The sequence below is a fragment of the Amycolatopsis sp. NPDC098790 genome (assembly GCF_044759945.1).
Lineage (GTDB): Bacteria > Actinomycetota > Actinomycetes > Mycobacteriales > Pseudonocardiaceae > Amycolatopsis.
In genome coordinates this window covers 1-26,352 of the sequence record NZ_JBIWAI010000003.1, presented here as the reverse complement: position 1 = coordinate 26,352, position 26,352 = coordinate 1, and the positions used below count along the sequence as shown (strand labels likewise).

The following is a 26,352-nucleotide window of genomic DNA, read 5'->3' as shown; positions in this document are numbered from 1 at the left end:
TGCTCAGGGCACGCGGACGGTCGAGCCGGTCGTGGCGGAGCCGACAACCGCGTCGAGCAGGTTCAGGTTGTGCAGGCCTTCGCTCAGCGACGCGCACCGCGGGAGGGTGTCGTTTCCGGCGATCTCGTCGAGGAACGCGCGAGCCTGGAAAATGAAGCTTTCGTTGTGCCCCAATCCGATTCCGGCGCCGTCCATCGGCATGCCCTGGGCCATGTACGGGTGGTCGTGCCCGACCAGCACCCGCCGGTACCCGTTGGCCCGGTCGGGCAGGTCGTCGGTGATCAGGCCGAACTCGGCGGGGCTGGACTGGTCGAACGTGGCGGCGCCGTGTTCGCAGAAGACCTCGAACTTGAGGGTGTTGGGGTGGCCGTGGGCGATCCGGGAAGCGCTGATCGTGCCGGAGCCGCCTTCGGCGAAACGCAGGCAATAGCTGGCCCAGTCGTCGTTTTCGACCGGTTCGGTCTCGTCGCTGACGCTGACCAGCTGGTGTCCGACGACCGCGCCGAGCGGCAGCGGGCGCTCGGCGATCTGGGTCGTCAACGTCGCGCCGTGCACCGATTCCACTGGCCCGCACAGGAACTCGGCGAGGTCGGAGATGTGGCTGCCCACGTCCGCGAGCGCACCGGAACCGACGGGTCCCTTGTAGCGCCAGCTCATCGGCGCCTGAGGATCGCAGGCGTAGTCGTTCCAGTACTGCCCGCTGAAGTGCAGCACCCGGCCGAGCCGGCCCGACAGGATTTCTTCGCGGATCGCGCAGATCGCCGGTGAGCGGCGGAAGGTGAACCCGACCCGCCCGAGCACACCCGCGCGGTCGACGGCCTCGATCATCGCCTGGGCGTCCTTGGCCGAGGGCGCGAGCGGCTTCTCGCACAGCACGTGCTTGCCGGCCGCGGCGAGCGCTTCGACGATCTCGCGGTGCAGCGGATTCGCGACCACGACGCTGACGGCGTCGATGTCGTCGGCGTCGACGATCGCTTCCCAGCTCGCGTCGGTCCGGCTGAAGCCGTAGCGGCGGGCGGTGTCGGCGGCCAGGTCCTGGTTGAGGTCGGCGATCGAGACCAGCCGCACGTCGGGCAGGTCCAGGCCGAACACCGATGTCGCGGACCGGTAGCCGAAGGCGTGGGCGCGCCCGGCCATGCCGGCGCCGATGACCGCGACGCCGATGCTGTCCTTGGGCATGTCGCTCCTTTGCGAAGAGAACGGGGAAGACCGAAGCCCGGAAGATCTTCGGGCTGGCTACTAGACCGAACTAGTAGTACGGTCTAGTCCGGTACTATGAACGCCGTCGGGAGGATCGTCAAGGCCTCGCCGGGCCGGAAAGGACTTGAGTGACTTCCGAAGCACACGGGAAACGACCGGACACCTACAACGCGGCACAACGGGGCCGGCCGACCATGGCCGATGTCGCGGCCCATGTGGGGGTGTCGAAGGCGCTGGTGTCCATCGTCTTCCGCGGCGCCCCCGGGGCCAGCGCGGAGACCCGGCAAAAGGTTCTAGACGGTGCCGCCGAGCTCGGCTACCGACCGGATGGGTTCGCCCAAGGACTGCGGCGTCACCGCAGCAAGCAGCTCGGCGTCCTGTTCACCGTGCGTGCTCCGTTCGAAAGCGAACTGGTCGAGCGTATCTATCCCGCGGCGCAGGCGCTGGGGTACCGCGTGGTCCTCGGCGCGATGACTTCGGGCCGGACCGAGGATGCGGCGATCGAGGAGCTGATCAGCTACCGCTGCGAGGCGCTGATCCTCATCGCTCCCCAAGCCGACATCCAGCGGCTCGACGTGCTGGCCGGCCAGCTGCCGATCGTCGAGCTGGGCCGCCGCGTCACCACCACCGGGGTCGACGTCGTCCGCAGCGACGACGCCGACGGGGTCACCCAGGCCGTCGAGCACCTCGTCGAGCTGGGCCACCGCGCGATCGTGCACGTCGACGGCGGCACGAACCCCGGTGCCGCCGAGCGCCGCCAGGGCTATCACGACGCGATGGACCGACATGGCTTGGCTGAAGAAATCCGCGTACTTCCCGGCGACTACAGCGAAGAGTCAGGTGCCCAGGCCGCAGCCGAGCTGCTGCGCGGCGACCGGCTGCCGACCGCGATCGTGGCCGGCAACGACCAAAGCGCACTCGGCCTGCTCGACACCCTGCTGCGCGCGGGCATCCGCATCCCGGACGACATCTCCCTCGTCGGCTACGACGACACCCGTTTCGCCCGGCTGCCCTTCGTCAACCTCACGTCGGTCCGCCAGGACGCCGAGCAGATGGCCGAGCTCGCCGTCAAAGCGGCCGTCGCCCGCCTCGAGTCCACCCTCGTGGACGCCAAGGAGGTCGCGCTGACACCTACGCTCGTCGTGCGCGGAACGACCGGCCCACCACCTACGACGGCGAGGCACCCACCGCGGCCGTCCGCCACCACCGCGCCATCGATCCCGTCCTTTTCAGTTCCCGTGCCCACGACGACACCCGAAGAGCAGAGTCGCTGATATGACGGTGCTGGCGTGACCATGGACGACCACGATCCGGCTTCGCACCCACTCGAAGCGCGGATGCTCCGGGCGCTGGGACATCCGTTGCGGATGCGAATGCTCGAACTGCTCCGGGCAGAGGGCCCGGCTACCGCGACCGGGCTGGGCAAACAAGTCGAGGAAAGCTCCGGAACCACCAGCTGGCACCTGCGACTGCTGGCCGAGGCCGGCCTGGTCGAAGAGGACAGCGAACGCGGGAACAAACGGGAACGTTGGTGGAAAGCGACGCTTGCACCAGCCGCGGGCAACGAGGTGCCGCTCTTCTTGACGCCCGAGGAGGTGGCGGCGATGAGCGCGGAAGTCGGAGCCGTGCTCGATCGCTATCGCCGGGCTGCGCGACCGGGTGACCGCACCGTGATCGCGCGCTGGACGACGCTTTCGCTTGAACCACAGCCAGAGAGTCGTTGAGGAGTGCAGCTAGTGCGGGCCGTCGGTCAGCGAAAGGTTGAACGTGTAACGGGACGCCCGGTAGACGTGCCATCCGTACTCCACCACGCGGCCAGTGTCGTCGTAGGTCGTGCGCTGCATGGTGAGCAAGGCCGCGCCGGGCTCCTCGTCGAGCAGTTCCGCGTCTTCGTCGGTGGCCAACCGGGCGCCGATGTTCTGCTCGGCGGCGTGCAGGCGCACGCCTGCCGAGCGCAACAGCTGGTAAAGCCCGCGCTCGCGCAGTTCCTCGTCCGTCGGGTCGATGACGCCGTTGGGCAGGTAGTTGTTCATCACGGCCAGCGGCTCGCCGTCGACCGAGCGGATCCGCGTCAACCGCCGCACGTGGGTCAGGCCGGGGGTTTCGAGCAGGTCGGGGACGCCGTCGGCGGCCGGTTCCACGCGGTTGTCCAGCACCTCCGACGACGGTGTGCCGCCGAGCCCGGTGAGGTCGTCGAAGAGGCTGCTCAGCCGTAGCGGCCGCGCGACCTTCGTCCGGACAACCTGGGTGCCCACGCCGCGCCGCCGGACGAGCAGGCCCTGGTTGACCAGGGCCTGGATGGCCTGGCGGATCGTCGGGCGGGAGAGCCGCAGGTTCGCGGCCAGTTCGACCTCGTTGGCCAGGCGCGCGCCCGCGGGCAGCCGGCCGTCCTCGATCGCGGCGTGCAGCTGCCGGGAGACCTGGAAGTAAAGCGGTTCGGGACTGCCCGGGTCCAGCACGATCTCCCGACCCGGGTCCCAGGCCGGGGGAAACGTCACGTCGACGCGGGACTCCGACGGTCGCGGGGTGCTCATCTCCGGAGCCTACCGCCGCTCGGTCACCAGTAGGGATGACGTGATGTCCATATGTCTTGACAAAGTCTTAGCTTCGCTGGCAGAGTCGATTTCGGACCAGCCGAAGCTCCACCCGGGAGGACACCGATGACCACACGGTTCGACCTCGTGACGATGGGCCGGATCGGGGTGGACATCTATCCCCTGCAGACCGGCGTCGGGCTCGAGGACGTCACCACGTTCGGCAAGTACCTCGGCGGCAGCGCGACCAACGTCGCCGTCGCGGCGGCGCGGTACGGCCGCTCGAGCGCGGTGGTCACTAAGACCGGCGCCGACCCGTTCGGGAAGTTCATCCACCGCGCCCTCGCCGGCTACGGCGTCGACGACCGGTACGTCGGCACGTCCGAGCAGTTGCCGACGCCGGTGACGTTCTGCGAGATCTTCCCGCCGGATGATTTCCCGCTCTACTTCTACCGCTTTCCGAAGGCACCCGATTTGGACATCTCCGTCGAGGACCTGGACTTCGACGCGATCCGCGCCGCCGAGATCTTCTGGGTCACCGTCACCGGCCTCTCCCAGGAGCCGAGCCGCTCGGCCACCCTCGCCGCGCTGGAAGCCCGCGGCCGCACCGGCATCACCGTGCTCGACCTCGACTACCGGCCGATGTTCTGGGAGTCCCGGGAACAAGCACGCGAGTGGGTGGGCAAGGCACTCGACCACGTCACGGTCGCCGTCGGCAACCTCGACGAGGCAGACACCGCCGTCGCCACCCGGGATCCCCGTGAAGCGGCGAAAGCCCTCCGGGACAGGGGTGTCTCGCTGGCGGTGGTGAAGCAGGGCCCGAAGGGAGTGCTCGCCGTCGACGACTCCGGCGAGGTCGAAGTGCCACCGGTGCCGGTCGAGGTCGTCAACGGGCTCGGCGCGGGTGACGCGTTCGGCGGCGCCCTCTGCCACGGCCTCCTGAGCGGCTGGGACACCGCACGGATCATGCGATTCGCCAACGCCGCCGGCTCCCACGTCGCCGGAGAACTGGCGTGCTCCGACGCGATGCCCACCGAAGACCAGGTACTGCGCAAGCTGGGAGAAGCACTGTGACCGACCTCGTCGAGCGCCTCGTCGCCAAGCGCGTGCACGACCCGGCAGCGATCGCCGAGGCGGCCGCGAACCGGGTCCGGGCCGTGTCGCCGTTCAACGACAAGGGCCGGACCATGATCATCGCCGCGGACCACCCGGCCCGCGGCGCCAACGCCGTCGGCGGCAACCCCACGGCGATGGCCGACCGCGGCGAACTGCTGGAACGGTTGTGCCTCGCACTGGAACGCCCCGGCGTCACCGGCGTGCTCGCGACCGCGGACGTCATCGACGACCTGCTGCTGCTCGGCGTGCTCGACGGCAAGACCGTGCTCGGGTCGATGAACCGGACCGGGCTGGCCGGGTCGAGCTTCGAAATCGACGACCGGTTCGCCTGCTACGACGCCGAAGCCATCGAGAAGATGCGGTTCGACGGCGGGAAGACCCTGACCCGGATCTGCCTCGACGACCCCGCCACGCCCAGCGTCCTGGAGAACACCGCGAAGGCGATCAACGACCTCGCCGACCGGAAGCTGATCGCGATGGTCGAGCCGTTCCTGTCGGTCTGGACCGACGGACGGCTGGCGAACGACCTCTCCCCCGACGCCGTCATCAAGTCGATCACGATCGCCGCCGGGCTCGGCCGCTCGTCGGCCTACACCTGGCTCAAACTGCCCGTCGTGGACGACATGGAACGCGTGCTCGCGTCCTCGACCTTGCCGGCGGTGCTGCTCGGCGGCGAGGTCAAGGACGCCGACGCGGCCTTTGCGGCGTGGCAGCGGGCGCTGACCCAGCCGACCGTGCAGGGCCTAGTCGTGGGGCGGTCGCTGCTCTACCCGCACGACGGGGACGTCGCCAAGGCCGTCGACACCGCGGTGGGGCTGCTGTGAAGCTCCACCGCCGGGCGGGCACTACCGCCGAAGGACCGTTCGACCTCGTCGTGACCCCGGAATCCGCGGGCTGGGGCTACTCCGGCCTGCGCGTCCTCGAGCTCGACGGGAGCGAGACCGTCACGACCGGCGACGCCGAAGCGCTCGTGCTGCCGCAGTCGGGCTCCTGCCGCGTCGAGGTCGACGGCGAGACGTTCGAGCTGGCCGGGCGCACCGGCGTGTTCGACGCCGTCACGGATTTCGCCTACCTGCCAAGGGATGCCGAAGCGACCATCACCGGCAGCGGGCGGTTCGCGCTGCCGTCGGCCAAGACGGCGAAGCGCCTGCCCGCGCGGTACGGCCCGGCCGGCGGCGTGCCGGTGGAGCTGCGCGGCGCCGGCAACTGCAGCCGCCAGGTGAACAACTACTGCCTGCCGCACACGTTCGACGCCGACCAGCTGCTGGTGTGCGAAGTCCTGACACCGGGCGGGAACTGGTCGTCCTATCCGCCGCACAAGCACGACGAAGCCCGAGAGGGCGAGAGCGAGCTCGAAGAGATCTACTTCTTCGAGGTCGCCCGTAGCGGCATGGGCTACCAGCGCGTCTACGGCACCGACGAGCGCCCGATCGACGTGCTCGCCGAGGTGCGCTCCGGGGACGTCGTGCTGATCCCGCACGGCTGGCACGGCCCCTCGATGGCCACGCCCGGCTACGACCTCTACTACCTCAACGTCATGGCCGGCCCCGGCCAGGAACGCGCCTGGCTGATCTGTGACGACCCCGCCCACGGCTGGGTCCGCCAGACCTGGGACTCCCAAGACGTCGATTCCCGCCTGCCCTTCGGAGGCCCACGATGAGACTCACCACCGCGCAGGCTCTGGTGCGGTTCCTCGCGAACCAGTACTCCGAGCGCGACGGCGTCGAGCAGCGGCTGATCCCCGGCGTGTGGGGCATCTTCGGCCACGGCAACGTCGCCGGCATCGGGCAGGCGCTGCTGCAGGCCGACCGCACCGGCGAAGCCGACCTGCCGTACTACCTGGCCCGGAACGAACAGGGCCAGGTCCACGCGGCCACGGCGTTCGCGAAGATGCGCAACCGGCTGCAGACCTTTGCCTGCACCGCCTCGACCGGTCCCGGCTCGACGAACATGATCACCGGTGCCGCGCTGGCGACCACGAACCGGCTGCCGGTCCTCCTGCTGCCGAGCGACATGTTCGCCACCCGCTCGCCGGACCCGGTGCTGCAGCAGCTGGAGGACACCCGCGGCGGCGACATCACTGTCAACGACGCGTTCCGCCCGGTGTCGAAGTACTTCGACCGGATCACCCGGCCCGAACAGCTGATTCCGGCCGCGCTCGCCGCGATGCGCGTGCTCACCGACCCGGTGGAAACCGGCGCGGTGACCCTCTGCCTGCCGCAGGACGTCCAGGCCGAGGCCCACGACTGGCCGAAGGAGTTCTTCCGGCGCCGGGTCTGGCACGTCGGCCGTCCCGTGCCTGAGCCCGACGCGCTGGCCCGGGCCGTGGAAGCGTTGCGGGGCGCGAAGTCGCCGTTGATCGTCGCCGGCGGCGGGGTCGTCTACTCCGAAGCCGAGCAGGCACTTCGGGCGTTCGCCGAAGCCACCGGCATTCCGGTCGCCGACACGCACGCCGGCAAGGGCGCGGTGCCGTGGGACCACCCGTGCGCGGTCGGCGGCCTCGGCTCCACCGGCACGTCTGCGGCCAACTCCCTGGCCGCCGAAGCCGACGTCGTGCTCGGCATCGGCACCCGCTACAGCGACTTCACGACCGCCTCGCACACCGTTTTCGGCAACCCGGCGGTGCGGTTCGTGAACCTCAACGTCGCGCGCCTCGACGCCGCGAAGCACTCGGCGGACATGCTGCTGGCGGACGCGAAACGCGGCATCTCGGCGCTGCACGACGCCTTGGGTGACTGGCAGGTCGACGAGGCGTATCGCACGCGTACCCGGATGCTGGCCGACGACTGGAACCGCAAGGCCGAGGCCTGCTTCACCCTCGGCCATGGCCCGCTGCCCGCCCAGACCGAGATCCTCGGCGCCCTGAACACCGCGCTCGACGACCGCGACGTCGTGATCAACGCGGCCGGCTCGATGCCCGGCGACCTCCAGATGCTCTGGCGCGCCCGGGATCCGAAGGCATACCACGTCGAGTACGCGTATTCCTGCATGGGTTACGAGGTCGCCGCCGGCGTCGGCGCGAAGCTGGCCGCGCCCGACCGAGAGGTCGTCGTGCTCGTCGGCGACGGCTCGTACCTGATGATGGCCCAGGAGATCGTCACCATGGTCTCCGAAGGCCTCAAGGTGATCATCGTGCTCGTGCAGAACCACGGGTTCGCTTCCATCGGCGCGCTATCGGAGTCGCTGGGCTCGCAACGGTTCGGCACCGCGTATCGCTACCGCGGCGACTCCGGTCTGCTGGAGGGCGATGTGCTGCCGGTCGACCTCGCCGCGAACGCCGCCAGCCTCGGCGCGACCGTGCTCAAGGCATCCACAGTGGAGAAATTCACCGACGCGATCGCCCGGGCCAAGGCCAATACAACGACAACCGTCGTGCACGTCGAGACCGACCTGCACGGCCCCAACCCGCCCGGGTCGGCGTGGTGGGACGTGCCCGTAAGCGAGGTCTCCGAACTCGAATCCACGCGGAAGGCCCACGAGATCTATACCGCGACCAAACAGACTCAGCGTCACTACCTGTAGGAGCGTCGTGAACACTATCGAACACTGGATCAACGGCACCGCCACCTCCGCCGGCTCCACCCGCACCGCACCAGTTTTCGATCCGGCCACCGGGCAGGAACAGGCCCGGGTCCTGCTCGCCGAAGCGTCCGATGTGGACACCGCGGTCGCGGCCGCCGGCAAGGCCTTCGAAGCATGGGGCAACTCTTCGCTGTCCCAGCGGACCAAGGTGATGTTCGCCTTCCGAGAGCTGCTGGCGAAGCACGAGGACGAGCTCGCCCGGATCATCTCCAGCGAGCACGGCAAGGTCGTCGACGACGCCCGCGGCGAGATCGTGCGCGGCCGCGAGGTCGTCGAGTACGCCTGCGGCATCGCCGACGCCCTCAAAGGCAGCTTCTCCGACCAGGTCTCCCGCGACGTCGACGTCCACGACTTCCGCCAGCCTCTCGGCGTCGTCGCCGGCATCACGCCGTTCAACTTCCCGATCATGGTCCCGCTGTGGATGCACCCAATCGCCATCGCCACCGGCAACACCTTCGTCCTCAAACCCAGCGAGCGCGACCCGTCCGCGTCGAACTTCGTCGCGAAGCTCTACGCCGAAGCCGGCCTGCCCGACGGCGTCTTCAACGTCGTACACGGCGACAAGACCGCGGTCGACGCACTCCTCGACCACCCGGACATCACCGCCGTCTCGTTCGTCGGCTCGACCCCGATCGCCAAGTACGTGCACGAGCGCGGAACCGCGTCCGGCAAGCGCGTCCAAGCACTCGGCGGGGCGAAGAACCACGCCGTCGTCCTGCCCGACGCCGACCTGGAGTACGCCGCGAACCACCTGACGGCGGCCGCGTTCGGCTCAGCGGGCCAGCGGTGCATGGCGATCTCGGTCGGCGTGGCCGTCGGCGCGGTCGGCGACAAGCTGGTCGAGATCCTCGAGCGCAAGGCCCGCGAGGTGAATGTCGGTCCCGGCTCGGACCCGGCCAGCGACATGGGCCCGGTCGTCACCGAGGCCGCCCGCGAGCGCGTGGCCGACGCCGTCGCGCAGGGCGCAAAGCAGGGTGCGACGGTCGTGGTCGACGGGCGCGGGCTGACCGTCGACGGCCACGAGGAAGGCTTCTTCGTCGGCCCGTCGCTGCTGGACAAGGTCACCACGGAGATGGACGCCTACCGCGAAGAGATCTTCGGCCCGGTGCTGGCAGTCGTCCGCGCGGAGACCGTCGATGAGGCGATCGCGATCATCAACGCCAATCCCTACGGCAACGGCACCGCGATCTTCACCGGCAGCGGCGAAGCGGCACGCAAGTTCCAACGCGAGGTCAAGGTCGGCATGATCGGCGTCAACGTCCCGATCCCGGTCCCGATGTCGTACTACTCCTTCGGCGGCTGGAAAGACTCTCTCATCGGCGACAGCCCCATCCACGGTCCGGCGGGTGTCCGGTTCTACACGCGCGCGAAGGTGGTCACGACCCGGTGGCCGCACACCAGCGCGTCGGCCGCGGCGTTCAACTTCCCGACGTCATCCTGACCGATAGCCGATCTCGCACGGCAACGGAGGGCCTCGTTGGCGCCCTGCTGACGCACTCGCGGCTGCCCTGGGGCGCGCGGGGGGGGGGACGAGGCCGCGGTCACGAGGTGGCTGCACACGGTGGCGGCGGGCGACGTCATCGACGTGACTGCGCTGTGGTCCGTGCTTGGCCTGCGCAGAAGCGCGGTCGGCTGGGGCGTGGGCTGCGCGTTGGGCCTGCTGACCGTCTCGCCGATCGTCTGGTTCATAGAGGGGGTGATGCAACCGAGCGAAAGCGGGGCAGCGACAGGGCTTGCGGTCTTCAGCGCCGTGCTGTTCGCGATCGTCGCCGTGGTCGCCGGGATCGCGCCGCCAGCCGCTCCGGGGCAGTGGTCTCTGCGATATCTGCTTCGCAGGGGCCCGCTCATGACCGGCGCGACAACCGCCGCAGCGGGCGCCATCATCGCAAGCGGCGCCGGGCAGGAGACTGCCCAGCTTTTCTTGCGGCGGCATGGTGATCTCGAAGCAGCCGGTGTCGGAGATCGTGCCAGTCGAGTGGACGAGCATGGCCGACCGGTCGATCCTGCAGTGGGACAAGGACGACTGCGCCACCGTGGGGCTGGTCAAGTTCGACCTGCTCGGCCTCGGCATGCTCTCCGCGCTGCACTACATGATCGACCTCGTCGCCGAGCACCACGACACCACCGTGGACATCGGGAACCTCGACCTGGCCGACCCGAAGGTCTACGACATGCTCTGCGCAGCGGACGCGGTCGGGGTGTTCCAGGTCGAGTCCCGGGCACAGCTGGCGACGTTGCCGCGGTTGCGGCCGCGGAAGTTCTACGACCTCGTCGTCGAAGTCGCCCTCATCCGGCCCGGCCCGATCCAGGGCGGCTCGGTGCACCCCTACATCCGACGCCGCCGCGGCGAGGAGGAGTGGCAGCACGCCCACCCCCTGCTCGCCGGCAGCTTGGACCGGACGCTCGGAATGCCGCTGTTTCAGGAGCAGGTGATGCAGATGGCCGTCGACGTCGCCTCCTTCACCGGCGCCGAAGCCGACCAGCTCCGCCGCGCCATGGGCGCCAAACGGTCGAGCGCGAAGATGAAGGCGCTGATGGCGCGCTTTTTCGCCGGCTGCGCGCGCAACGGCCTCGACCGCGAGCTGGCGACGCGGATCTTCGAGCAGATCCACGCCTTCTCCGGCTACGGCTTCCCCGAAGCCCACAGCATGTCCTTCGCCCTGCTGGTCTACGCGTCGGCGTGGTTCAAGCGCTACTACCCGGCCGCCTTCTGCGCCGGACTGCTGCGCGCCCAGCCAATGGGCTTCTACTCCCCGCAGTCGCTGGTCGCCGACGCCCGCCGCCACGACGTGCTCGTGCGGGAGCCCGACATCAACGCCAGCCTCACCCACGCCACCCTCGAACCCGACCCCGCCAGCACCGGCGGCGGCGCCCTGCGGCTCGGGCTGGCCGGGGTCCGGCACCTCGGCGACGACGTCGCCGAGCAGATCGTCGCCGAGCGCCAGGACGTGACCGAGTGCCTCGGCGGCGGGGACGAGCTGGGCTTCGACGACCTGCTGAAGAGCTACGAGTCCGCCTGCGACCCGCGGCTGAGCCGGAGCCAGGCACTCGACCTCGCGTTCCTGGTGGCCGAGATGATCCACCCGGAACCGGTGCCCGCGGGGCGGCGGAAGCCGTGGTGAGCCCGGCCGTGCCGCTGTCCTTCGACCCGATCGAGCGGGCCGCCGAGCTCTGGGGCGGCCGGATCGGCGACCCGACGGCGATGGCGGCGGTCACCAACGTGATGCGCGTCCAGCAGATCCTCCAGCGCGAGGTGGACGCGGCGCTGGCCCGCCACGGCATCACCTTCGCCCGGTACGAGGCGCTGGTCCTGCTGTCCTTCGCCCGCACCGGCCGGCTCGCCATGTCGGTGATGGGGCGGCGGCTGCAGCTGCACCCGACCAGCGTCACCAACATCGTCGACCGGCTGGAGGGGGACAAGCTGGTCCGGCTGGGTGATCGACCCCCGCGTCCCGAGCGTGAGCTGCTTACGCCTCGACGGCGACAGCTACTTCCTCGACGGCGAACCGGTCACGCTCACCGAGCCCTACGCGCTCACCCTGCGCGCGGCCGACCTCGTCTCGCCCCACTGACCACGGCCGCGACAGCCGGCGGCTCGAGAAACGGTCAGCGTCTCTCGATGGTCGAGCCCCGCCTGGCGTGAAACACGCACCGGCGCGGCAGCGATTCACCGACCGGGGTGAGGTCGTGGAAATCATCAGCACCGCCGGGGTCCCGGCACCCGACCGATTCGACTTCTGGCGCGAGATCAGCGCGAAGCTCTGGGTTTCCTACGAGCTGCGCTACGAACCGGAACCGGCGTCCTTCCAGGCTCAGGTCGGGGTGAGCGCGTTCGGTGCGCTCCAGGCGAGCTTGCTGACCACCCGGCCGCACGTGGTGGCCCGCACCGGCAAGGCCATCCGCCGGTCCGATCCCGCAGTGCTGAAGTTCGGCTGCGTGATCCGCGGGGGCGCGCTCGTCGAGCGGGACGGACGCCAGGCCGAACTGCGCGTCGGCGATCTGACGTTGTTCGACACCTCCCGGCCGTTCCAGGGCCGGCACCTGCCCGGTCCGGAACCCGCGAAACTGCTGTTGCTGCAGTTCCCCAGGGCGCTGCTGCCCCTGCCCGCCCGCGAGGTCCGGGAGCTGAGCTGCGTCCGCATCGCCGGCGACCACGGCGTGGGCGCGCTTTCGTCGCGGTTCCTGCGGGAACTGGCCCGGCGCATGGACGAGTTCAGCGTGGCCGACGCGGCCCGGCTGGCCCCGCTCACCATGGACTTGCTCGTGACGGCGCTGGCGAGCGCGCTGGAGGCGGCGGACGCGGTACCGGAGGAGGCCAAGCGCCACGCGCTCCGGGCGCGGGTGCACGTCTTCATCCGCGAGCACCTGGGTGATCCGGACCTCGGCCCGCGGACGATCGCCGAGGCGCACCACATCTCGGTGCGGTACCTGCACAAGCTCTTCCAAGCTGAGGTGCGCACCGTCGCGGACCTGATCCGGCACACCCGCCTGGAGCGGTGCCGGCTGGACCTCGCCGATCCCCGGCTGGCCGGGCGGCCGGTCAGGGAGACCGCCGCGCGCTGGGGGTTCACCAGCAACGCCCACTTCAGCCAGACGTTCCGGGCCGCTTACGGGCTCTCGCCGAGTGAACTGCGCCGGGGAGTGCGCGCGGACTGAACAACCGTGCGCTGAAACGCAACGACAGCACCGAGCCGGTCGACAAGACTCGAGGCGTCGTCCCGCCGGAACCGGGCCATGAGCGGTCCAGCCGTGGTCCGGAGTGTTCTCGCAAAGGAGTGTTCCGATGACCCGAACGCGTCGTCTCGGACTGGCGTTGCTCACGGCCGTGGTCGCCGGCCTGCCCCTCGTCGCCGGCCCGGCGGCCGCCGCGGACCGCGTGGGAGCCACCGAAGCCGCCTGTCCGCCCGAAGGGACCCGGTTCCAGGACAGCGGTGACCCAACGGTGTACTTCATCGGCCCGAAGGGCTTCAAGTACTTCATCCCCAACGAGACCGTGTACTTCAACCTGTGGGGGTCCTGGCAGGGAATCCAGCCGGGACCTTCGGGCTGCGGCGGTGAGTTCTGGGGGCTGACCAACGGCCACCTGGCCAAGACCGCGACCAGTGACTCCGTCTTCGTCTGGGACGAGACGTTCGCCCCGGACTGCTACCGCCGCGTCGTGGACTGGGCCACCTTCACCACCAAGTACCACTTCGACCCGGCCAAGATCCAGACGCGGGACGCGTCGTACATCTCGCCGCGGGTCTGCCCCGAACACCCCTGGACGTAGCGCCCGGAAAGCGCCTTCTCGCCGTTCGGCCGTCCAGATCAACTAGCTACCGCAAGAGATTCAGCGCGCGCACGGCCCTTCGGACGAAAAATTCCCACCACGGCGCAGATCGGACAAAAACGGTAACTCTCCCGTTGATCCACACGACGACCCGGGTGCCACCGAACTGGAGGTCTCGGGATCATGGCCTGGAACCCTCGTCGTCGCCCGTCGGTCACCTTTCGCAGAACTCGCAAGCAAGTGGCCCGGGGAGCGGTTCTGCTCCTGGTCGTGGCCCTGCTGCCGCCCGCCCAGAACGGTGCGCTCGCACCTCTGCTGACGTCCGCCGCGCCCGGGACCGGGGTCTCCGACGTGCCCGCCCACCCGGACGGGGTGTCCTTCGAACCCAACCAGCTCAAGGGAATCCAGGCCGCCGACCCCGCCACGGGGATCAACCTCATCGAACCGCCGACCGCCAACAACACCGGCGAAGCGCGGCTCAGCTACCCGATCGAACTGCCGCCCGGCCGCGGTGACGCGCAGCCGGGACTCGCCCTCACATACAACTCGTCGAACACCGGCGGCTGGGCCGGGCAGGGCTGGGACCTCTCGGTGCCGTCGATCACCGTCGACACCCGCTGGGGCGTGCCGCGCTACGACGCCGGCCTCGAAACCGAGACCTACCTGCTCAACGGCGAACAGCTGACCCCCGTCGCGAATCGGGCGCCGCTGCAGGCGCGCACCGCGGAAAAGGTGTTCCACACCCGGGTCGAAGGACAGTTCCGCACGATTGTCCGGCACGGCGCCCATCCTCGCGAATACTGGTGGGAGGTCACCGACAAGAAAGGCACGCGCTCGATCTTCGGGGGCCCCGCCGCGGCCACCGGCGACAGCACCACGCTCGCCGGTGACGCGGGCGACATCGCCGTCTGGGCGCTGAGCGAAGTCCGCGACACCCACGACAACTTCGCGCGCTACCACCACGTCCGCGTGGCCGACCCGGGCGTCACCGGCGGCACCGTGCCCGGCGTCGCCCTGTACGCGAAGAAGATCACCTACACCGGCCAGGGCAAGATCGAAGGCCGCTACAGCATCACCCTCACCCGCGACCGCGAACGCGGCGAGGCCCGGCGCCCGGACGTCGTGATCGACGGGCGCAACGGCTTCAAGCAGGTCACCGCCGACCTGCTGCGGCGCGTCGACATCATGCTCGACGACAAGCCGATCCGCGGCTACGAGCTGAACTACCGCACGGGCGCCTTCTACAAGACCCTGCTGCAGTCGGTCACCCAGTTCGGTGAGGACGGTTCCCCGTTCACCACCCACACCTTCGACTACTACGACGACATCCGCGGCGCCGACGGTCGGTACCAGGCCTTCGGCGACGCGCTCGGGTGGAGCGTGCCGGGCGACTCGCTCGGGGAAAGCGTTCCGGGCGGGCAGGCCAGCGCGCTGTCGGCGACCACCTCGCGCAGCGCCGGCGGGCACCTGTACGTCGGGTTCAACCCGGCCGTCGTCCGCAAGGCGGGCTCCGCGGGCGCCAAGGCCGGCTTCAGCGCCGGCGAGTCCGAAGGCCTGCTCTCCCTGACCGACGTCAACGGCGACACGTTGCCGGACAAGGTGTTCCGGACCGGCGCCGGGGTCTTCTACCGGCCGAACCTCGCCCGGCCCGGCGGCGCGCCGAAGTTCGGGGACACGCCGATCAAGCTCCCGAACCTGCCCGGCATCTCCGCCGAGTCGTCCCGCTCGACGACCTCGGGCGCCGAGGCGTACTTCGGGGTCGCCGCGCAACTGGACCACGTCGCGACCACCACGCGCACCGAGCGCTACCTCACCGACGTCAACGGCGACGGCATCGCCGACCTGGTGAACGACGGCGGTGTCCTGTTCGGGCACCTCGACGCGCAGGGCAACCCGGTCTACAGCACCGACAGCAAGGACACGCCCGTCCCGATCGGCGGTGGCGCCGTCAACGGCCCCATCGTCGGCGACCAGAGCGCCGAGATCGAGCGCCAGATCGACGCGTTCCCGCTGCTGGACAGCGTCCGCCGGTGGGTCGCACCGTACGACGGCACCGTCAAGATCGGCGGCGCCGCCCGGCTCGTGTCCGATCCCGGTGACGACCGCGCCGCCGACGGCGTCCGCGTGGCCGTGCAGCACGAGGACACCGAGCTGTGGGCGCAGCGCATCACCGCCCGCGACCACGCCTCCTACGCACCGTCCGGGGTGGACAGTGTCGCCGTGCACCGCGGCGACCGGCTCTACTTCCGCGTCCAGTCCATCGCCGACGGCCGGTTCGACCAGGTCGACTGGGACCCCGACGTCACCTACACCGGCCTCACGCCGGCCACCGACGTCAACGGCCTCGCCGTCGACCACTACCTGGCCTCGCGGGACTTCACCCTCGGCGGCCGCCCGTCGACGGTCACCGCGCCGCTGACCGGCACCCTGCACCTCTCCGGCGACGTCTCGAAGGTCGGCCCGACCACCGACGACGTCACCGTCGTGATCACCCGCAACGGCACCGAGGTGCTCAACCGCCTCCTGCCCGCCGCGAGCGCTGCGACCGCGCCGGTCGACCTGGACATCCCGGTGTCGGCGAACGACACGCTGTCCTGGCACCTCGAGACGGACTCCCCGATCGACGCCGGGACGCTGCACTGGGTGCCGTCGGCGCACTACACCGCCGCCGAGGGCGACGTGCCGGTCTTCGACCAGCAGGGCAAGCCGACCTTCGTCATCGACCCGCCCTATGCGGTGGACCTGTACCCGGTCGACTCGTCGGCGACGCCGCAGAGCACCTACACCGCGGACCGCACAGGCGACCTGACCGTCAGGCCCGAACTCGCCCTCACCGGCGACGCACACGTCGTGTTCACCGTCAAGCGCCGGGGCGCGCTGCTGGCCAAGCGCGTGCTCGACGTCGTCGACGGCCAGGTGCCCGACGCGCAGCTCACGGTGCCGGTCACCGAAGGCGACGAGCTGTTCTTCGACTACTCCACTTCGGACCCGGGCCTGCCGGGCCGGGTCACGAGCCGGTCGGCATCGGTCAGCACCGACGGCGTGACGTTCACGCCGGTGCCGAGCGCGCTGCACTCGGCCGCCGAGCAGGGCGCGTTCGCCGAGCCCTACCGCGGCTGGGCGGCCATCGGCTACCAGGGCAACCGCGACCGCGCGGGCACGCCGATCGTGCAGAACGACCTCGTCGTCGACGCGAGCTTCCGCGACAAGATCCCTGGTGCGCCGAAGGAATCCGACGTGCCGGGCTTCGACGGGCGGGTCGGCCGGCCGAACGCGGTCCTGCTCGCGCCGCGGCCCGCGCTGGAACGCTGGGGCAGCGACGACGGCAACACCTGGGTCGCCGCCGGCACGGCCGCGTCGTCGCGGCTGGGCACCGACCGCATCGACGTCGCCCAGGACAGCGACATCGCCGGCGCGACCGGGGTGTCCCGGGTGGCGAGCACGTCGCAGATCTCGACCACGTTCGGCGCGAGCATCCCGGGTGTCCCGATCGGGGCCGGGGCGAGCGTCGCGCGCGGCCGCAGTGCCGGGCAGGTCGACTTCCTCGACCTCAACGGCGACCGCTTCCCCGACGTCGCCGGCCCGGCCGGGATCCAGTACTCCGACGTCACCGGCGGGCTGGGCGCGACCCGCGGCAGCCTCGGCACCGGCACCGTCCGCGAATCCGACACCACGGCGTTCACCGCGTCCGCGAACGCCGGCAGCCCGGCGCGCAGCGGCGCCAACGGCCGGGGCCTGACCGGTCCCACGGCGGACAAGTCCGCCACCACCGCGCAGTCCGGCAGCGAGCTGCCGAGCCTGGGCATCGGTGGCAGCGTCGGCGGCGGCGAGTCCGACGCCGCGTTCGACCTGCTCGACATCAACGGCGACACGCTGCCCGACCGCGTCTACGCGAACGGGACCGCGGCGCTGAACCTCGGCTACGAGTTCGCCGCGGCCGAACCGTGGCCGGGCGGGCCGCTGGCCGACTCCAGCACCCGCAACGCCGCGGCCAACCTCGGCTTCAACACCGACTTCTACGGCTTGGCCGGCGGGGTTTCGGCGGGCACCAGCCAGGCGAAGACCGAAGCCGGGCTCCAGGACGTGACCGGGGACGGTCTCGCCGACCGCGTGTTCTCACGCGACGGCCAGCCCCTCGCCGTCGCGATCAACACCGGCGGCGGGTTCGCCCCGCCGACGCCGTTCGGCGGCGGCACCGCGGGGATCTCCGCGGACAGCAGCGCGAACCTGGGCGCGGGCGCGTACTTCACCTTCGGGTTCTGCCTGGGCATCCTCGCCGGCGCCTGCGTCGTGTTCAACCCGGGCGCCGACACCTCGCGGGGCATCGGCCGATCCGAGGTCGCGCTGCGCGACGTCAACGGCGACGGCTACGCCGACCAGGTCCGCTCCACCCGCGACGACGAACTGGTCGTCGCCGAGAACAAGACCGGGCGCACGAACCTGCTGCGCACGGTGAACCGCCCGCTGGGCGCGCGGTTCGAGCTCGACTACACCCGCGACGGCAACACCGGGGACCTGCCGCAGTCGCGCTTCGTCCTCTCGCGCAGCACGCTGTTCGACGGGCACCCGGGTGACGGCCAGGACTTCCAGGTGGCGTCGTTCCGGTACGCCGACGGCCGGTACGACCGGCTGGAACGCCAGTTCCTCGGCTACGGGCGCGTCGTCAGCGAGCAGCTCGCCCCCGGCGACGCCGTCTACCGCAGCACCACCACCGAGTACCGCACCGACTCGGTCTACACGCGCGGCCTGCCCACCCGCACCTTCACCGCCGACGGCGGCGGCCACCTGTTCACCGAGACGCTCACCGGGTACGTCCTACGCGACGTCGCCACGGGCAAGGTCGCGGACCCGGCGAGCACGACGGCCACGGTGTTCCCGTTCGCGTCACGCATCGAAGAGCGCTTCTACGAAGGCGGCGCGGCGGCGGGCAAGACCACCTACACCGAGCAGGAGTACGACCAGTTCGGCAACGTGAGCAGGACCTTCGACGCCGGGGACGTCGGGACCGCCGACGACGTGGAAACCCGGGTGCGGTACTCGGGGACCGACGCCGCCTGCCGCGCCCGCAACGTCGTCGGCGTAGCGAGCGCGGTCGACGTCGTCGGCACCGCGGCGAAGAACACCACGCGCCACCGTGAGTCCACAGTAGACTGCGCGACCGGCGACGTGAAACAGGTGCGGGCTTCCCTGGCCGACGGCTCGAAGGCCGTCACGGACCTGGAGTACCTCGGCAACGGCAACCTCAAGGCCGTCGTCGAGCCGGCCAACAAGGCCGGGCAGCGGTACCGGCTCGACTACGGCTACGACCCCGTGGTCGGCGTCCACCTCGAAACCACTGTGGACAGCTACGGCTACCGCACCGCCGTCACGCACAACTACAAGTACGGGCTGCCGGAGACGACGCTGGACAAGAACTTCCAGCGAGTCCACACGAACTACGACCGGTTCGGCCGGGTGTCGTTCGTCGCCGGGCCGTACGAGATCCCGGAGAACCGGGTCAGCGTCAGCTTCGAGTACCACCCCGAAGCACCGGTGCCGTACGCGGTCAGCAGGCACATCGACGCGAGAGCGGACGGCGTCCGCGACGACACCATCGACACCGTCGTGTTCACCGACGGGCTCGACCGGGCCCTGCAGACCAAGAAGGACGCCGACGTCGCCCCCGGAGCCGGGGCCGACGCGGAGCCGGTGATGACCGTGTCCGGGCACACCGTGTACGACTTCGCCGGCCGCCCGGTGGAGCAGTACTACCCGGTCACCGAACCGAAGGGGGACGGCAACTTCGCGTTCAACCCGGCGGTCGACCCGGTCACGCCGACCCGGCTGGCGTACGACGTCCTCGACCGGACGACCAGCACGGTCATCCCGGACGGCAGCGCGTCGACCACCGCGTTCGGCTTCGGCCCCGACCGGTCCGGCACCACGCGGTTCGAGACCGTTTCCACGGACGCCAACGGCAAGCAGCGCCGCAGCTACTCCGACACGCGGGAGCTGACCACCGCGGTCAAGGAGGCCAACCCCGCCGCCGGGCAGCCGGTGATCTGGACCAGCTACGGCTACGACGCCATGGGCCAGATCACGTCCGTCGTCGACGACCGGAACAACACGACCAAGGCGGCGTACGACAACTTCGGCCGGCGCACGGTCGTCGACAGCCCGGACGCCGGGAAGGTCGAGACCGCCTACGACCTGGCCGGGAACGTCGTCAGCAAGGTGACGCCGACGTTGCGGGCCAAGAAGAAGGCGATCGAGTACGACTACGAGTTCACGCGGCTCACCGGGATCCGGTACCCGGTGTTCACTGGCAACAACGTCACCTACACCTACGGCGCGCTCGGTGCCCCGGAGAACGGCGCCGGCCGGATCACCGCGATCCACGACGCGGCGGGCACCCTGACCCGCGGCTACGGGCCGTTCGGCGAGCTGACGCGCGAGACCCGGACGCTCGGCGCCGACATCGGGACCAAGGACGACCGCGGGAAGTCGTTCACCACGACGACCCGGTACGACTCCTGGAACCGGGTGCTCGACACCACTTACCCGGACGGCGAAAAGCTCACCTACGACTACGACAGCGGCGGGCAAGTCACCTCGGCGACCGGTGTCAAGGGAAGCGACACCTACACCTACCTGTCCCGGCTGGACTACGACAAGTTCGGGCAGAAGGTGCTGCAGGAGACCGGCTCCGGGGTCCGGACGACGTACACCTACAACGACACCGACCGGCGCCTGGCCACGCTGACCTCGGCACAGTCCGACGACCGTGAGTTCCAGAACGTCTCCTACGGCTACGACAAGGTCGGCAACGTCACCTCGCTGACCAACGACGTCGCCGCGCCGGGCACCAAGGAGCTCGGCGGCCCCAGCACCCAGACCTACGGCTACGACGACCTGTACCGGCTGACGTCGGCCACCGGCTCGTACCGCAACGACACGAGCAAGGTCAACCAGTACAAGCTGGAACTGACCTACGACACGCTCAACAACACGACCGGCAAGCAGCAGAAGCACGAGCTGGTGACGACGTCGGGCAGCACGCAGCCGCAGGCGCCGACCACCTACACGCAGAAGTACACCTACGGCGGCCTGCCGCACGCGCCGAGCAAGATCGGCGCCGACGTCCAGCAGTACGACGCCGGCGGCAACCTGATCGACATCACCACCGGCCACAGCGCCGCCGACGCGGTGGTGCAGGCGAGCGTCGAGACCACCGGCGGCAAGCGCACGCAGCTCGTCTGGAACGAGGAGAACCGGCTCGAGTGCGCTTACGACGATGAATCGGACACGGTCAAGCAGGACCCCACGTCCTGTGACGAGAAGGGCGACCAGCCCACCGTGAAGTTCGTCTACGACGACGCTGGCAGCCGCGTCGCCAAGGAGGGCAGGCAGACCCACGTCGCGATCGGCACGACCTACAGCCGCGTCGACGGCAAGGCGGTCAAGCACTACTTCCTCGGCGACAAACGGCTGCTGAGCAAGAAGGCCGCCGACACCGGCTACGAACACGACCAGTTCTACTTCCACGACGACCACCTGGGCTCGGCCACGTACGTCACCGACGAACGCGGCAAGCTCGCGTCCCACCAGGAGTACTTCGCCTACGGGGAAAGCTGGGTCGAGGAGACCAGGACCCAGGAACCGGTTCCGTACCAGTACAACGGCAAGGAGTTCGACAAGGAGACCGGGCTCTACTTCTACGGCGCCCGCTACTACAACCCGCGCACGAACCTCTGGCAGAGTGCGGACCCGGCCGTCGGATCCTATTTGGATGGAACGCCGAACGGCGGCGTGCGGCAGCCGTTCAACCAGGCGGCCTACAGCTACGCCTCCGACAACCCGGTGCGGCTGACCGACCCCAGCGGCCTCAGCACGTGGAACCGCGTGATGGGCGGGCTGAAGGTGGTCGGCGGGTTCTCCGAAGCCACGGCCGGGGCCGCGTTCGGCGGCCTGACGTCGTGGACCGGGGTGGGCGCGGTCGCCGGGGCCGTCGTGTTCGCGCACGGCGCCGACACCGCCGCGACCGGCCTGCGCCAGGTCTGGAGCGGCGAGCACGAAAGCACGCTGACCAGCCAGGCCATCCAGGCCACGACCGGGCTGAGCCAGGAGACCGTCGACCGCGCGGAGGCCGTCGTCTCGATGGGCGCCACCATGCACATGTCGGCGGTGACGAAGACCGCGGAGGTACTGGGCGCGACCGCCGGATCCGGCAGCCGCGGTGCCGGCGTCACCGCCCAGGAGGTGGGCGCCGGCGGCCTGGCGGCGGGCGGGCTGTCCCAGCCGGGCGCGCTGCGGGCGGCCGCGGTCGAGGTGCACGACCTCGCCCTGAACCGCTGGTTCGGGTTCGTCCGGCACCGGAATTCCACCGTGGCGTTGCACGAGGCCAGGCTGCCCGACGGCACGACGCAGATCTACGCCGCGATTTCCGGTGGTTACCTGTCGGCCGCCCAGAAGGCCCGGCTGGCGGAGCTCGGGGTGCCGAGAGCCAACATGTTCGGCGGGAAGCTGCACGCGGAGCTGAACCTCTACCGGGGACTGCCGGAGGGCATCACGCAGCTGCGGTGGGGCATCGCCCAGGGGAGGTACAACACGCCCAATCCCTGCCAGGCGATGTGCGCGAAGATCGTCAGGGGCACCATCGAGGGAGCCGAATGACGTCGGTCGACATCAGCTCGCTGGTCGGCGAAGCGACCAGCGGGCTGGCCGCCCGCCCCCGTTACCGTTTTCGTAGTTCCCGACCAGGGAGTTGTGGTCGCCAGGCCCGGCATGACTTGCGCCCCCAGTCGAACCCATGATCCGGGGGGTGGTGTCACCGGGTCTGGTGGCATCGACCGACCGCTGAATAGGGACACGGCCACCACCTGGTAGGTCTCCTCGTAACGTGGGTGCCGGCGCTCGATGCCTGATCGGTGACCACAACGCGACAAACGAACGGCTGGTGGATGAGCAGCAGCTTCGAGGTGTTCCTCGGCCTGGACGTCGGTAAGGAAGCCCATCACGCGGTCGGCCTCGATCCCAAGGGGAAGCGTCTGCATGACGGGCCGCTGCCCAACACCGAACCCAAGCTGAGGGCCTTGTTCGCCAAGCTCGCCCAGCATGGAACGTTGCTGGTGGTGGTCGACCAGCCCGCCACGACCGGGGCGTTGCCGGTCGCGGTTGCCCGCGCCGCCGGGCACCAGGTCGCCTACCTGCCCGGACTGGCGATGCGCCGCATCGCCGACCTCTACCCAGGCCGAGCCAAAACCGACGCCCGCGACGCGTTCGTCATCGCCGATGCGGCTCGGTCGCTGCCGCACACGCTGCGGCCGGTCGATGTCGGTGACGAGGCCCTGGCCGAGCTGGAGGTGCTGGTCGGATTCGACGACGACCTCGCCGGTGAAGCCACCCGCATCAGCAACCGCATCCGCGGCCTGCTCACCGGCATCCACCCCGCCCTCGAACACGCCATCGGCCCGCGGATCAGCCATCCCGCGGTCCTGGAGATCCTGTCCCGCTGCGGCGGTCCGGCCGGCATCGCCAAGGCCGGCCGCCGCAAACTCACCGCCATCGCCAAGATCCACGCTCCCCGGATGGGCGACAAGCTGGTCGAAGCGATCATGACCGCCCTGGCCGAGCAGACGGTCACCGTCCCGGGCACCACCGCCGCCGACACCGTCCTGCCCAGACTGGCGGACAGCCTCAAAACGGTTCTCCTGCAGCGGAAACAGGTTGCCGAGCAGGTCGAGGGGATACTCGATGCGCACCCTCTTGCCGGGGTCCTGACCTCGATGCCCGGCATCGGCGTCAGGACCGCCGCACGCATCCTCCTCGAAGTCGGCGACGCCTCGAACTTCGCCAGTTCCGGACACCTCGCGGCCTACGCCGGCATCGCCCCGGTCACCCGCAACTCCGGCACCAGCATCAAGGGCGAGCACCCGGCCCGCGCCGGCAACCGCCAGCTCAAACGCGCGTTCTTCCTCGCCGCCTTCGCCTCGTTGTCCGACCCCACCAGCCGGGCCTACTACGACCGCAAGAGAGCCGAGGGTAAGAAACACAACGCCGCCCTCATCTGCCTCGCCCGCCGCCGCTGCGACGTCCTCTACGCCATGCTCCGCAACGGCACCCACTACCGCCAACCCGTGCCCGCTGCGGCTTGACAACCCCATAGGGACACCCCCCCGCGACCGCGTGCGAGTTGAACCGGGTTGATCAGCGGTCCTTCGCGCACGTCCTCGATCCAGAACTCGTAGAACGCTCGGACCACGGCGTTGGAGTGCCGGACGGTACGCGGCTCGTACTGATCGCCCAGGTACCGCTTACGGGTGATTGGGTTGACGGTGCCAGCCGTGACCGCCGATCCCGTCCGCGGCGACCGACGCGGCTTGATGGCCTGCCTGAGCCACAGCGCCAGGTCACGCGCCTCAGCCGGGGTCGCCTTGTTCCACTCCACTCCGACCGCGCGCAACCACCGCCACCACCGCAGCAACGCGTAGGCGTAGCTGCGTACCGAGCCCACGCTGGCGTCCCCGGCCACGAAGTCAGTCAAGTACCGCCGGATTGGCTCGACCGGCACGCCGTCGTCGTCGACCACCAGCCACGGCACAGGCCCGTCGGCAGAAACGACCCGGCCCCACCGGGGCAGCCGGATAGCCGCGATGTCCCGGTCCACGTTATCGAACAACTCACACCACCTTCTTGATCAAGGTGGGTGAGATCTATCGGTCACGATCATCTCGTCGCGCCAGGTGCCCCGGCGTGTCTCTGCGTAGTCCGGTCAATAGATCACAGCGCGCCGCCGTACATCTGGACCGTCGTGTGCGTCCGGTTCTCCGCCGCCAGCACGTACACCTCCTCGCTGCGTGGGCGCCCACAGACTTGGCAGAGGTCCTCGGCCCGCATCCGAGTGCATCGCTGATCATCGAATTCCAGTGCGTCCCAGACATCCCCGGCTGCCGTGGCTACAACGGCCGCCGCCCACGGTGTTGCCCGGTCCGGTCGCACGCTCGGGTCGAGCCCGCCCCTGGTTTCGATGTCGGCCATGCAGCGTGACCGCCGGCGCGGCCAGCCCGGTTCCACGGCAGCGGCCGCCCCCGTCGCAGGGGCACGCCGTGCGTCCGAGGACTTCGCCGGCCGCCTCTCGATCGGGCACTCGGTGTTCCTCGACTCCATCGAACGCCTCCTTCTCCGAGAATGCCCCGGTCGTGACCGCGCGCCAGCAGTCCGCGCCCGCGAGTCGACGCTATCGACTATCGGGAGCCGGGGGCGTAGCGGGCACGGTCCGGGCTGGCCGATACCCACACCCGAGACCGAGCGACGAGGTCCGGCCGCTCGATGCGACTACCGCGAGCCGGACCCTGAACTCGCCGAGGCGTCGGGAGCGCCGCGGCGTCTGGCCGCCAGCTCGACCGCCCTCCGGTCAGCTCGCCAGAGCGTGTAGGTCGACGGTGAGGGCGAACGGCGAGGTCACGCTCAGCACCCCTTCATCGACACCGTCGACGACGTAGCTCCCAGCGCCCAGGTCCAGTACGTGACGGACGACGCGGCACAACAAACGCCGGCGTCGTCATGCTCGCAGGTCTCGCAGGAGTGTGGTGAGGTTCGCGTCGATATTGTCCACCTTCGCGTCTTCAGCCGCCAGGTAGCAGGCTGCCACGAGCTGGGTGGCCAGGCGGGCCAGGCCCCGCTCCACTCCTCGCCTCACCAGCAGCTCCGTGACCTCGGTGGTGAAGGACAACAGCTTGCGCAGCCGGCGGTCGTTGAGTTCGGCGTTCTCGTGAACGAGCCTGAGGTGGAGCGCGTGATGCGGTGAAGCCTCCGTCTGCCGCCACAGCGGGAGGGCGATCTCCCGCAGCAGACTGACACACGCGGCGAGCGTGGCCGGCACTTGTTCTCGGCTGCTCATCTCGGCCGACAGGTCCTGGCGGATCGTCGGTTCGGCGGCGAAGACGACCTCTTGCTTGTCGCCGAAGTACCGGAAGAACGTGGCGCGGCCGATCTCGGCCGCGTCGGCGATGTCGTCGACTGTCACGCGGGTGTAGCCGCGCTGCTCGAACAGCCGGTACGCCGCGGCCACGATCCGTTCCCGGGTCTCCTGCTGCTTGCGCTCGCGCAGCGGTGGCCGAGGGGTGGCTACGAGGGGCTCGTCAGGCATGAACCCATCTTAGATCGAAGATCAATTGAGACTCAGTCTCATCTGATCTATAGTCTCACTTATCGGCCGACGACCCGTCGGCGCACTCACCTCCGGAGACGCCCATGTCCGAGATCACCCCTGCGGCGTACCGCGCCGGCTCCGGCGAACCTCTTCTGCTGCTCCACGGCTTCACCGGCAGCTGGCAGTTGTGGCAGCCGATCCTCGCTGAGCTGACGGCCCGCTACGACGTGTTCGCACCGACCCTCCCCGGACACTTCGGAGGGCCGCCGATCAGCATCCGCCGCCCGTTCGGGCTGGGCCAGTTCACCGACTGGATCGAGCGGGAACTTGACTCGCGGAGCATCGACAAGCCGCACGTGGTGGGTAGCTCCCTGGGTGGCGCGCTCGCTGCCGAGCTTGCCGTCCGAGGTCGCGCCCGCAGTCTCATCGCCGTCGCGCCGGGCTTCGGCTGGACTGCCGACGATCCCGTCCGAGGACGCATCGCGACGAATTTCCGCCGTCAGCACCGGCTCGGCCGACGC

General features: G+C 69.9%; 18 protein-coding genes and 1 pseudogene. 14 read left to right on the top strand and 5 right to left on the bottom strand.

What is annotated here, in order from left to right:
* Positions 1 to 3: 3 nt before the first annotated feature.
* On the bottom strand, positions 4 to 1,179 hold the full coding sequence (locus ACIQWX_RS25610) for a Gfo/Idh/MocA family protein (RefSeq protein WP_400875994.1): 1,176 nt from the start codon (positions 1,177 to 1,179) through the stop codon (positions 4 to 6).
* Positions 1,180 to 1,328: 149 nt separating this feature from the next.
* Between ACIQWX_RS25610 and ACIQWX_RS25605 the strand changes: the two genes are divergently transcribed.
* Both ACIQWX_RS25605 and ACIQWX_RS25600 read left to right on the top strand, forming a co-directional pair.
* Complete coding sequence (locus ACIQWX_RS25605) at positions 1,329 to 2,474, top strand: LacI family DNA-binding transcriptional regulator (RefSeq protein ID WP_400875993.1); 1,146 nt, start codon at positions 1,329 to 1,331, stop codon at positions 2,472 to 2,474.
* A gap of 21 nt (positions 2,475 to 2,495) precedes the next feature.
* Positions 2,496 to 2,924, top strand: coding sequence for a helix-turn-helix domain-containing protein (locus ACIQWX_RS25600; protein ID WP_400877572.1), 429 nt, complete (start codon positions 2,496 to 2,498; stop codon positions 2,922 to 2,924).
* Positions 2,925 to 2,933: 9 nt separating this feature from the next.
* Here ACIQWX_RS25600 and ACIQWX_RS25595 read toward each other — a convergent pair whose 3' ends face one another.
* On the bottom strand, positions 2,934 to 3,734 hold the full coding sequence (locus tag ACIQWX_RS25595) for a GntR family transcriptional regulator (protein ID WP_400875990.1): 801 nt from the start codon (positions 3,732 to 3,734) through the stop codon (positions 2,934 to 2,936).
* Between the two features lie 126 nt (positions 3,735 to 3,860).
* On the opposite strand from ACIQWX_RS25595, the gene iolC reads away from it, so the two are divergent.
* The 11 genes and pseudogenes from iolC to ACIQWX_RS25540 all read left to right on the top strand — a co-directional run bounded on the left by iolC (position 3,861) and on the right by ACIQWX_RS25540 (position 23,834).
* Entirely contained in the window at positions 3,861 to 4,808 is a 948-nt protein-coding gene (gene iolC, locus ACIQWX_RS25590) for a 5-dehydro-2-deoxygluconokinase (RefSeq protein ID WP_400875987.1), read from the top strand.
* Entirely contained in the window at positions 4,805 to 5,674 is an 870-nt protein-coding gene (locus tag ACIQWX_RS25585) for an aldolase (RefSeq protein WP_400875984.1), read from the top strand. The genes iolC and ACIQWX_RS25585 overlap by 4 nt, the downstream gene beginning before the upstream one ends.
* Positions 5,671 to 6,510 carry a 5-deoxy-glucuronate isomerase gene (gene iolB, locus ACIQWX_RS25580; RefSeq protein ID WP_400875981.1) on the top strand — a complete coding sequence of 280 codons (840 nt, stop codon included), beginning with the start codon at positions 5,671 to 5,673 and terminating at the stop codon, positions 6,508 to 6,510. Before ACIQWX_RS25585 ends, iolB begins: the two co-directional genes overlap by 4 nt.
* Complete coding sequence (iolD, locus tag ACIQWX_RS25575) at positions 6,507 to 8,372, top strand: 3D-(3,5/4)-trihydroxycyclohexane-1,2-dione acylhydrolase (decyclizing) (RefSeq protein WP_400875978.1); 1,866 nt, start codon at positions 6,507 to 6,509, stop codon at positions 8,370 to 8,372. The genes iolB and iolD overlap by 4 nt, the downstream gene beginning before the upstream one ends.
* A 7-nt stretch (positions 8,373 to 8,379) precedes the next feature.
* Positions 8,380 to 9,873 carry a CoA-acylating methylmalonate-semialdehyde dehydrogenase gene (locus ACIQWX_RS25570; RefSeq protein ID WP_400875975.1) on the top strand — a complete coding sequence of 498 codons (1,494 nt, stop codon included), beginning with the start codon at positions 8,380 to 8,382 and terminating at the stop codon, positions 9,871 to 9,873.
* A 484-nt stretch (positions 9,874 to 10,357) separates the two neighbouring features.
* A pseudogene (locus ACIQWX_RS25565) lies at positions 10,358 to 11,554 on the top strand (3-deoxy-7-phosphoheptulonate synthase); the annotation flags it as partial.
* On the top strand, positions 11,551 to 12,075 hold the full coding sequence (locus tag ACIQWX_RS25560; RefSeq protein WP_400875972.1) for a MarR family winged helix-turn-helix transcriptional regulator: 525 nt from the start codon (positions 11,551 to 11,553) through the stop codon (positions 12,073 to 12,075). The pseudogene ACIQWX_RS25565 and the gene ACIQWX_RS25560, both read left to right, overlap by 4 nt.
* Before the next feature lie 44 nt (positions 12,076 to 12,119).
* Complete coding sequence (locus ACIQWX_RS25555; RefSeq protein WP_400875969.1) at positions 12,120 to 13,088, top strand: helix-turn-helix domain-containing protein; 969 nt, start codon at positions 12,120 to 12,122, stop codon at positions 13,086 to 13,088.
* 127 nt (positions 13,089 to 13,215) lie between these two features.
* On the top strand, positions 13,216 to 13,701 hold the full coding sequence (locus tag ACIQWX_RS25550) for a hypothetical protein (RefSeq protein ID WP_400875967.1): 486 nt from the start codon (positions 13,216 to 13,218) through the stop codon (positions 13,699 to 13,701).
* A gap of 270 nt (positions 13,702 to 13,971) precedes the next feature.
* Positions 13,972 to 22,353, top strand: a complete 8,382-nt coding sequence (locus ACIQWX_RS25545; protein WP_400875964.1) for a SpvB/TcaC N-terminal domain-containing protein — start codon at positions 13,972 to 13,974, stop codon at positions 22,351 to 22,353.
* A gap of 287 nt (positions 22,354 to 22,640) precedes the next feature.
* Positions 22,641 to 23,834 carry an IS110 family transposase gene (locus ACIQWX_RS25540; RefSeq protein WP_400875961.1) on the top strand — a complete coding sequence of 398 codons (1,194 nt, stop codon included), beginning with the start codon at positions 22,641 to 22,643 and terminating at the stop codon, positions 23,832 to 23,834.
* Here the strand turns inward: ACIQWX_RS25540 and ACIQWX_RS25535 are convergent.
* From ACIQWX_RS25535 to ACIQWX_RS25525, 3 genes are all read right to left on the bottom strand, one after another.
* Positions 23,804 to 24,358, bottom strand: a complete 555-nt coding sequence (locus ACIQWX_RS25535; RefSeq protein WP_400875958.1) for a hypothetical protein — start codon at positions 24,356 to 24,358, stop codon at positions 23,804 to 23,806. The genes ACIQWX_RS25540 and ACIQWX_RS25535 overlap by 31 nt on opposite strands.
* Positions 24,359 to 24,459: 101 nt before the next feature.
* The gene (locus ACIQWX_RS25530) at positions 24,460 to 24,717 is read right to left on the bottom strand and encodes a hypothetical protein (RefSeq protein WP_400875955.1); all 258 of its coding nucleotides are present in this window, start codon (positions 24,715 to 24,717) and stop codon (positions 24,460 to 24,462) included.
* A 523-nt stretch (positions 24,718 to 25,240) separates the two neighbouring features.
* Positions 25,241 to 25,828 carry a TetR/AcrR family transcriptional regulator gene (locus tag ACIQWX_RS25525; protein WP_400875951.1) on the bottom strand — a complete coding sequence of 196 codons (588 nt, stop codon included), beginning with the start codon at positions 25,826 to 25,828 and terminating at the stop codon, positions 25,241 to 25,243.
* A 104-nt stretch (positions 25,829 to 25,932) separates the two neighbouring features.
* On the opposite strand from ACIQWX_RS25525, the gene ACIQWX_RS25520 reads away from it, so the two are divergent.
* A partial coding sequence (locus ACIQWX_RS25520; RefSeq protein ID WP_400875948.1) for an alpha/beta fold hydrolase occupies positions 25,933 to 26,352 on the top strand: 420 nt, incomplete at its 3' end.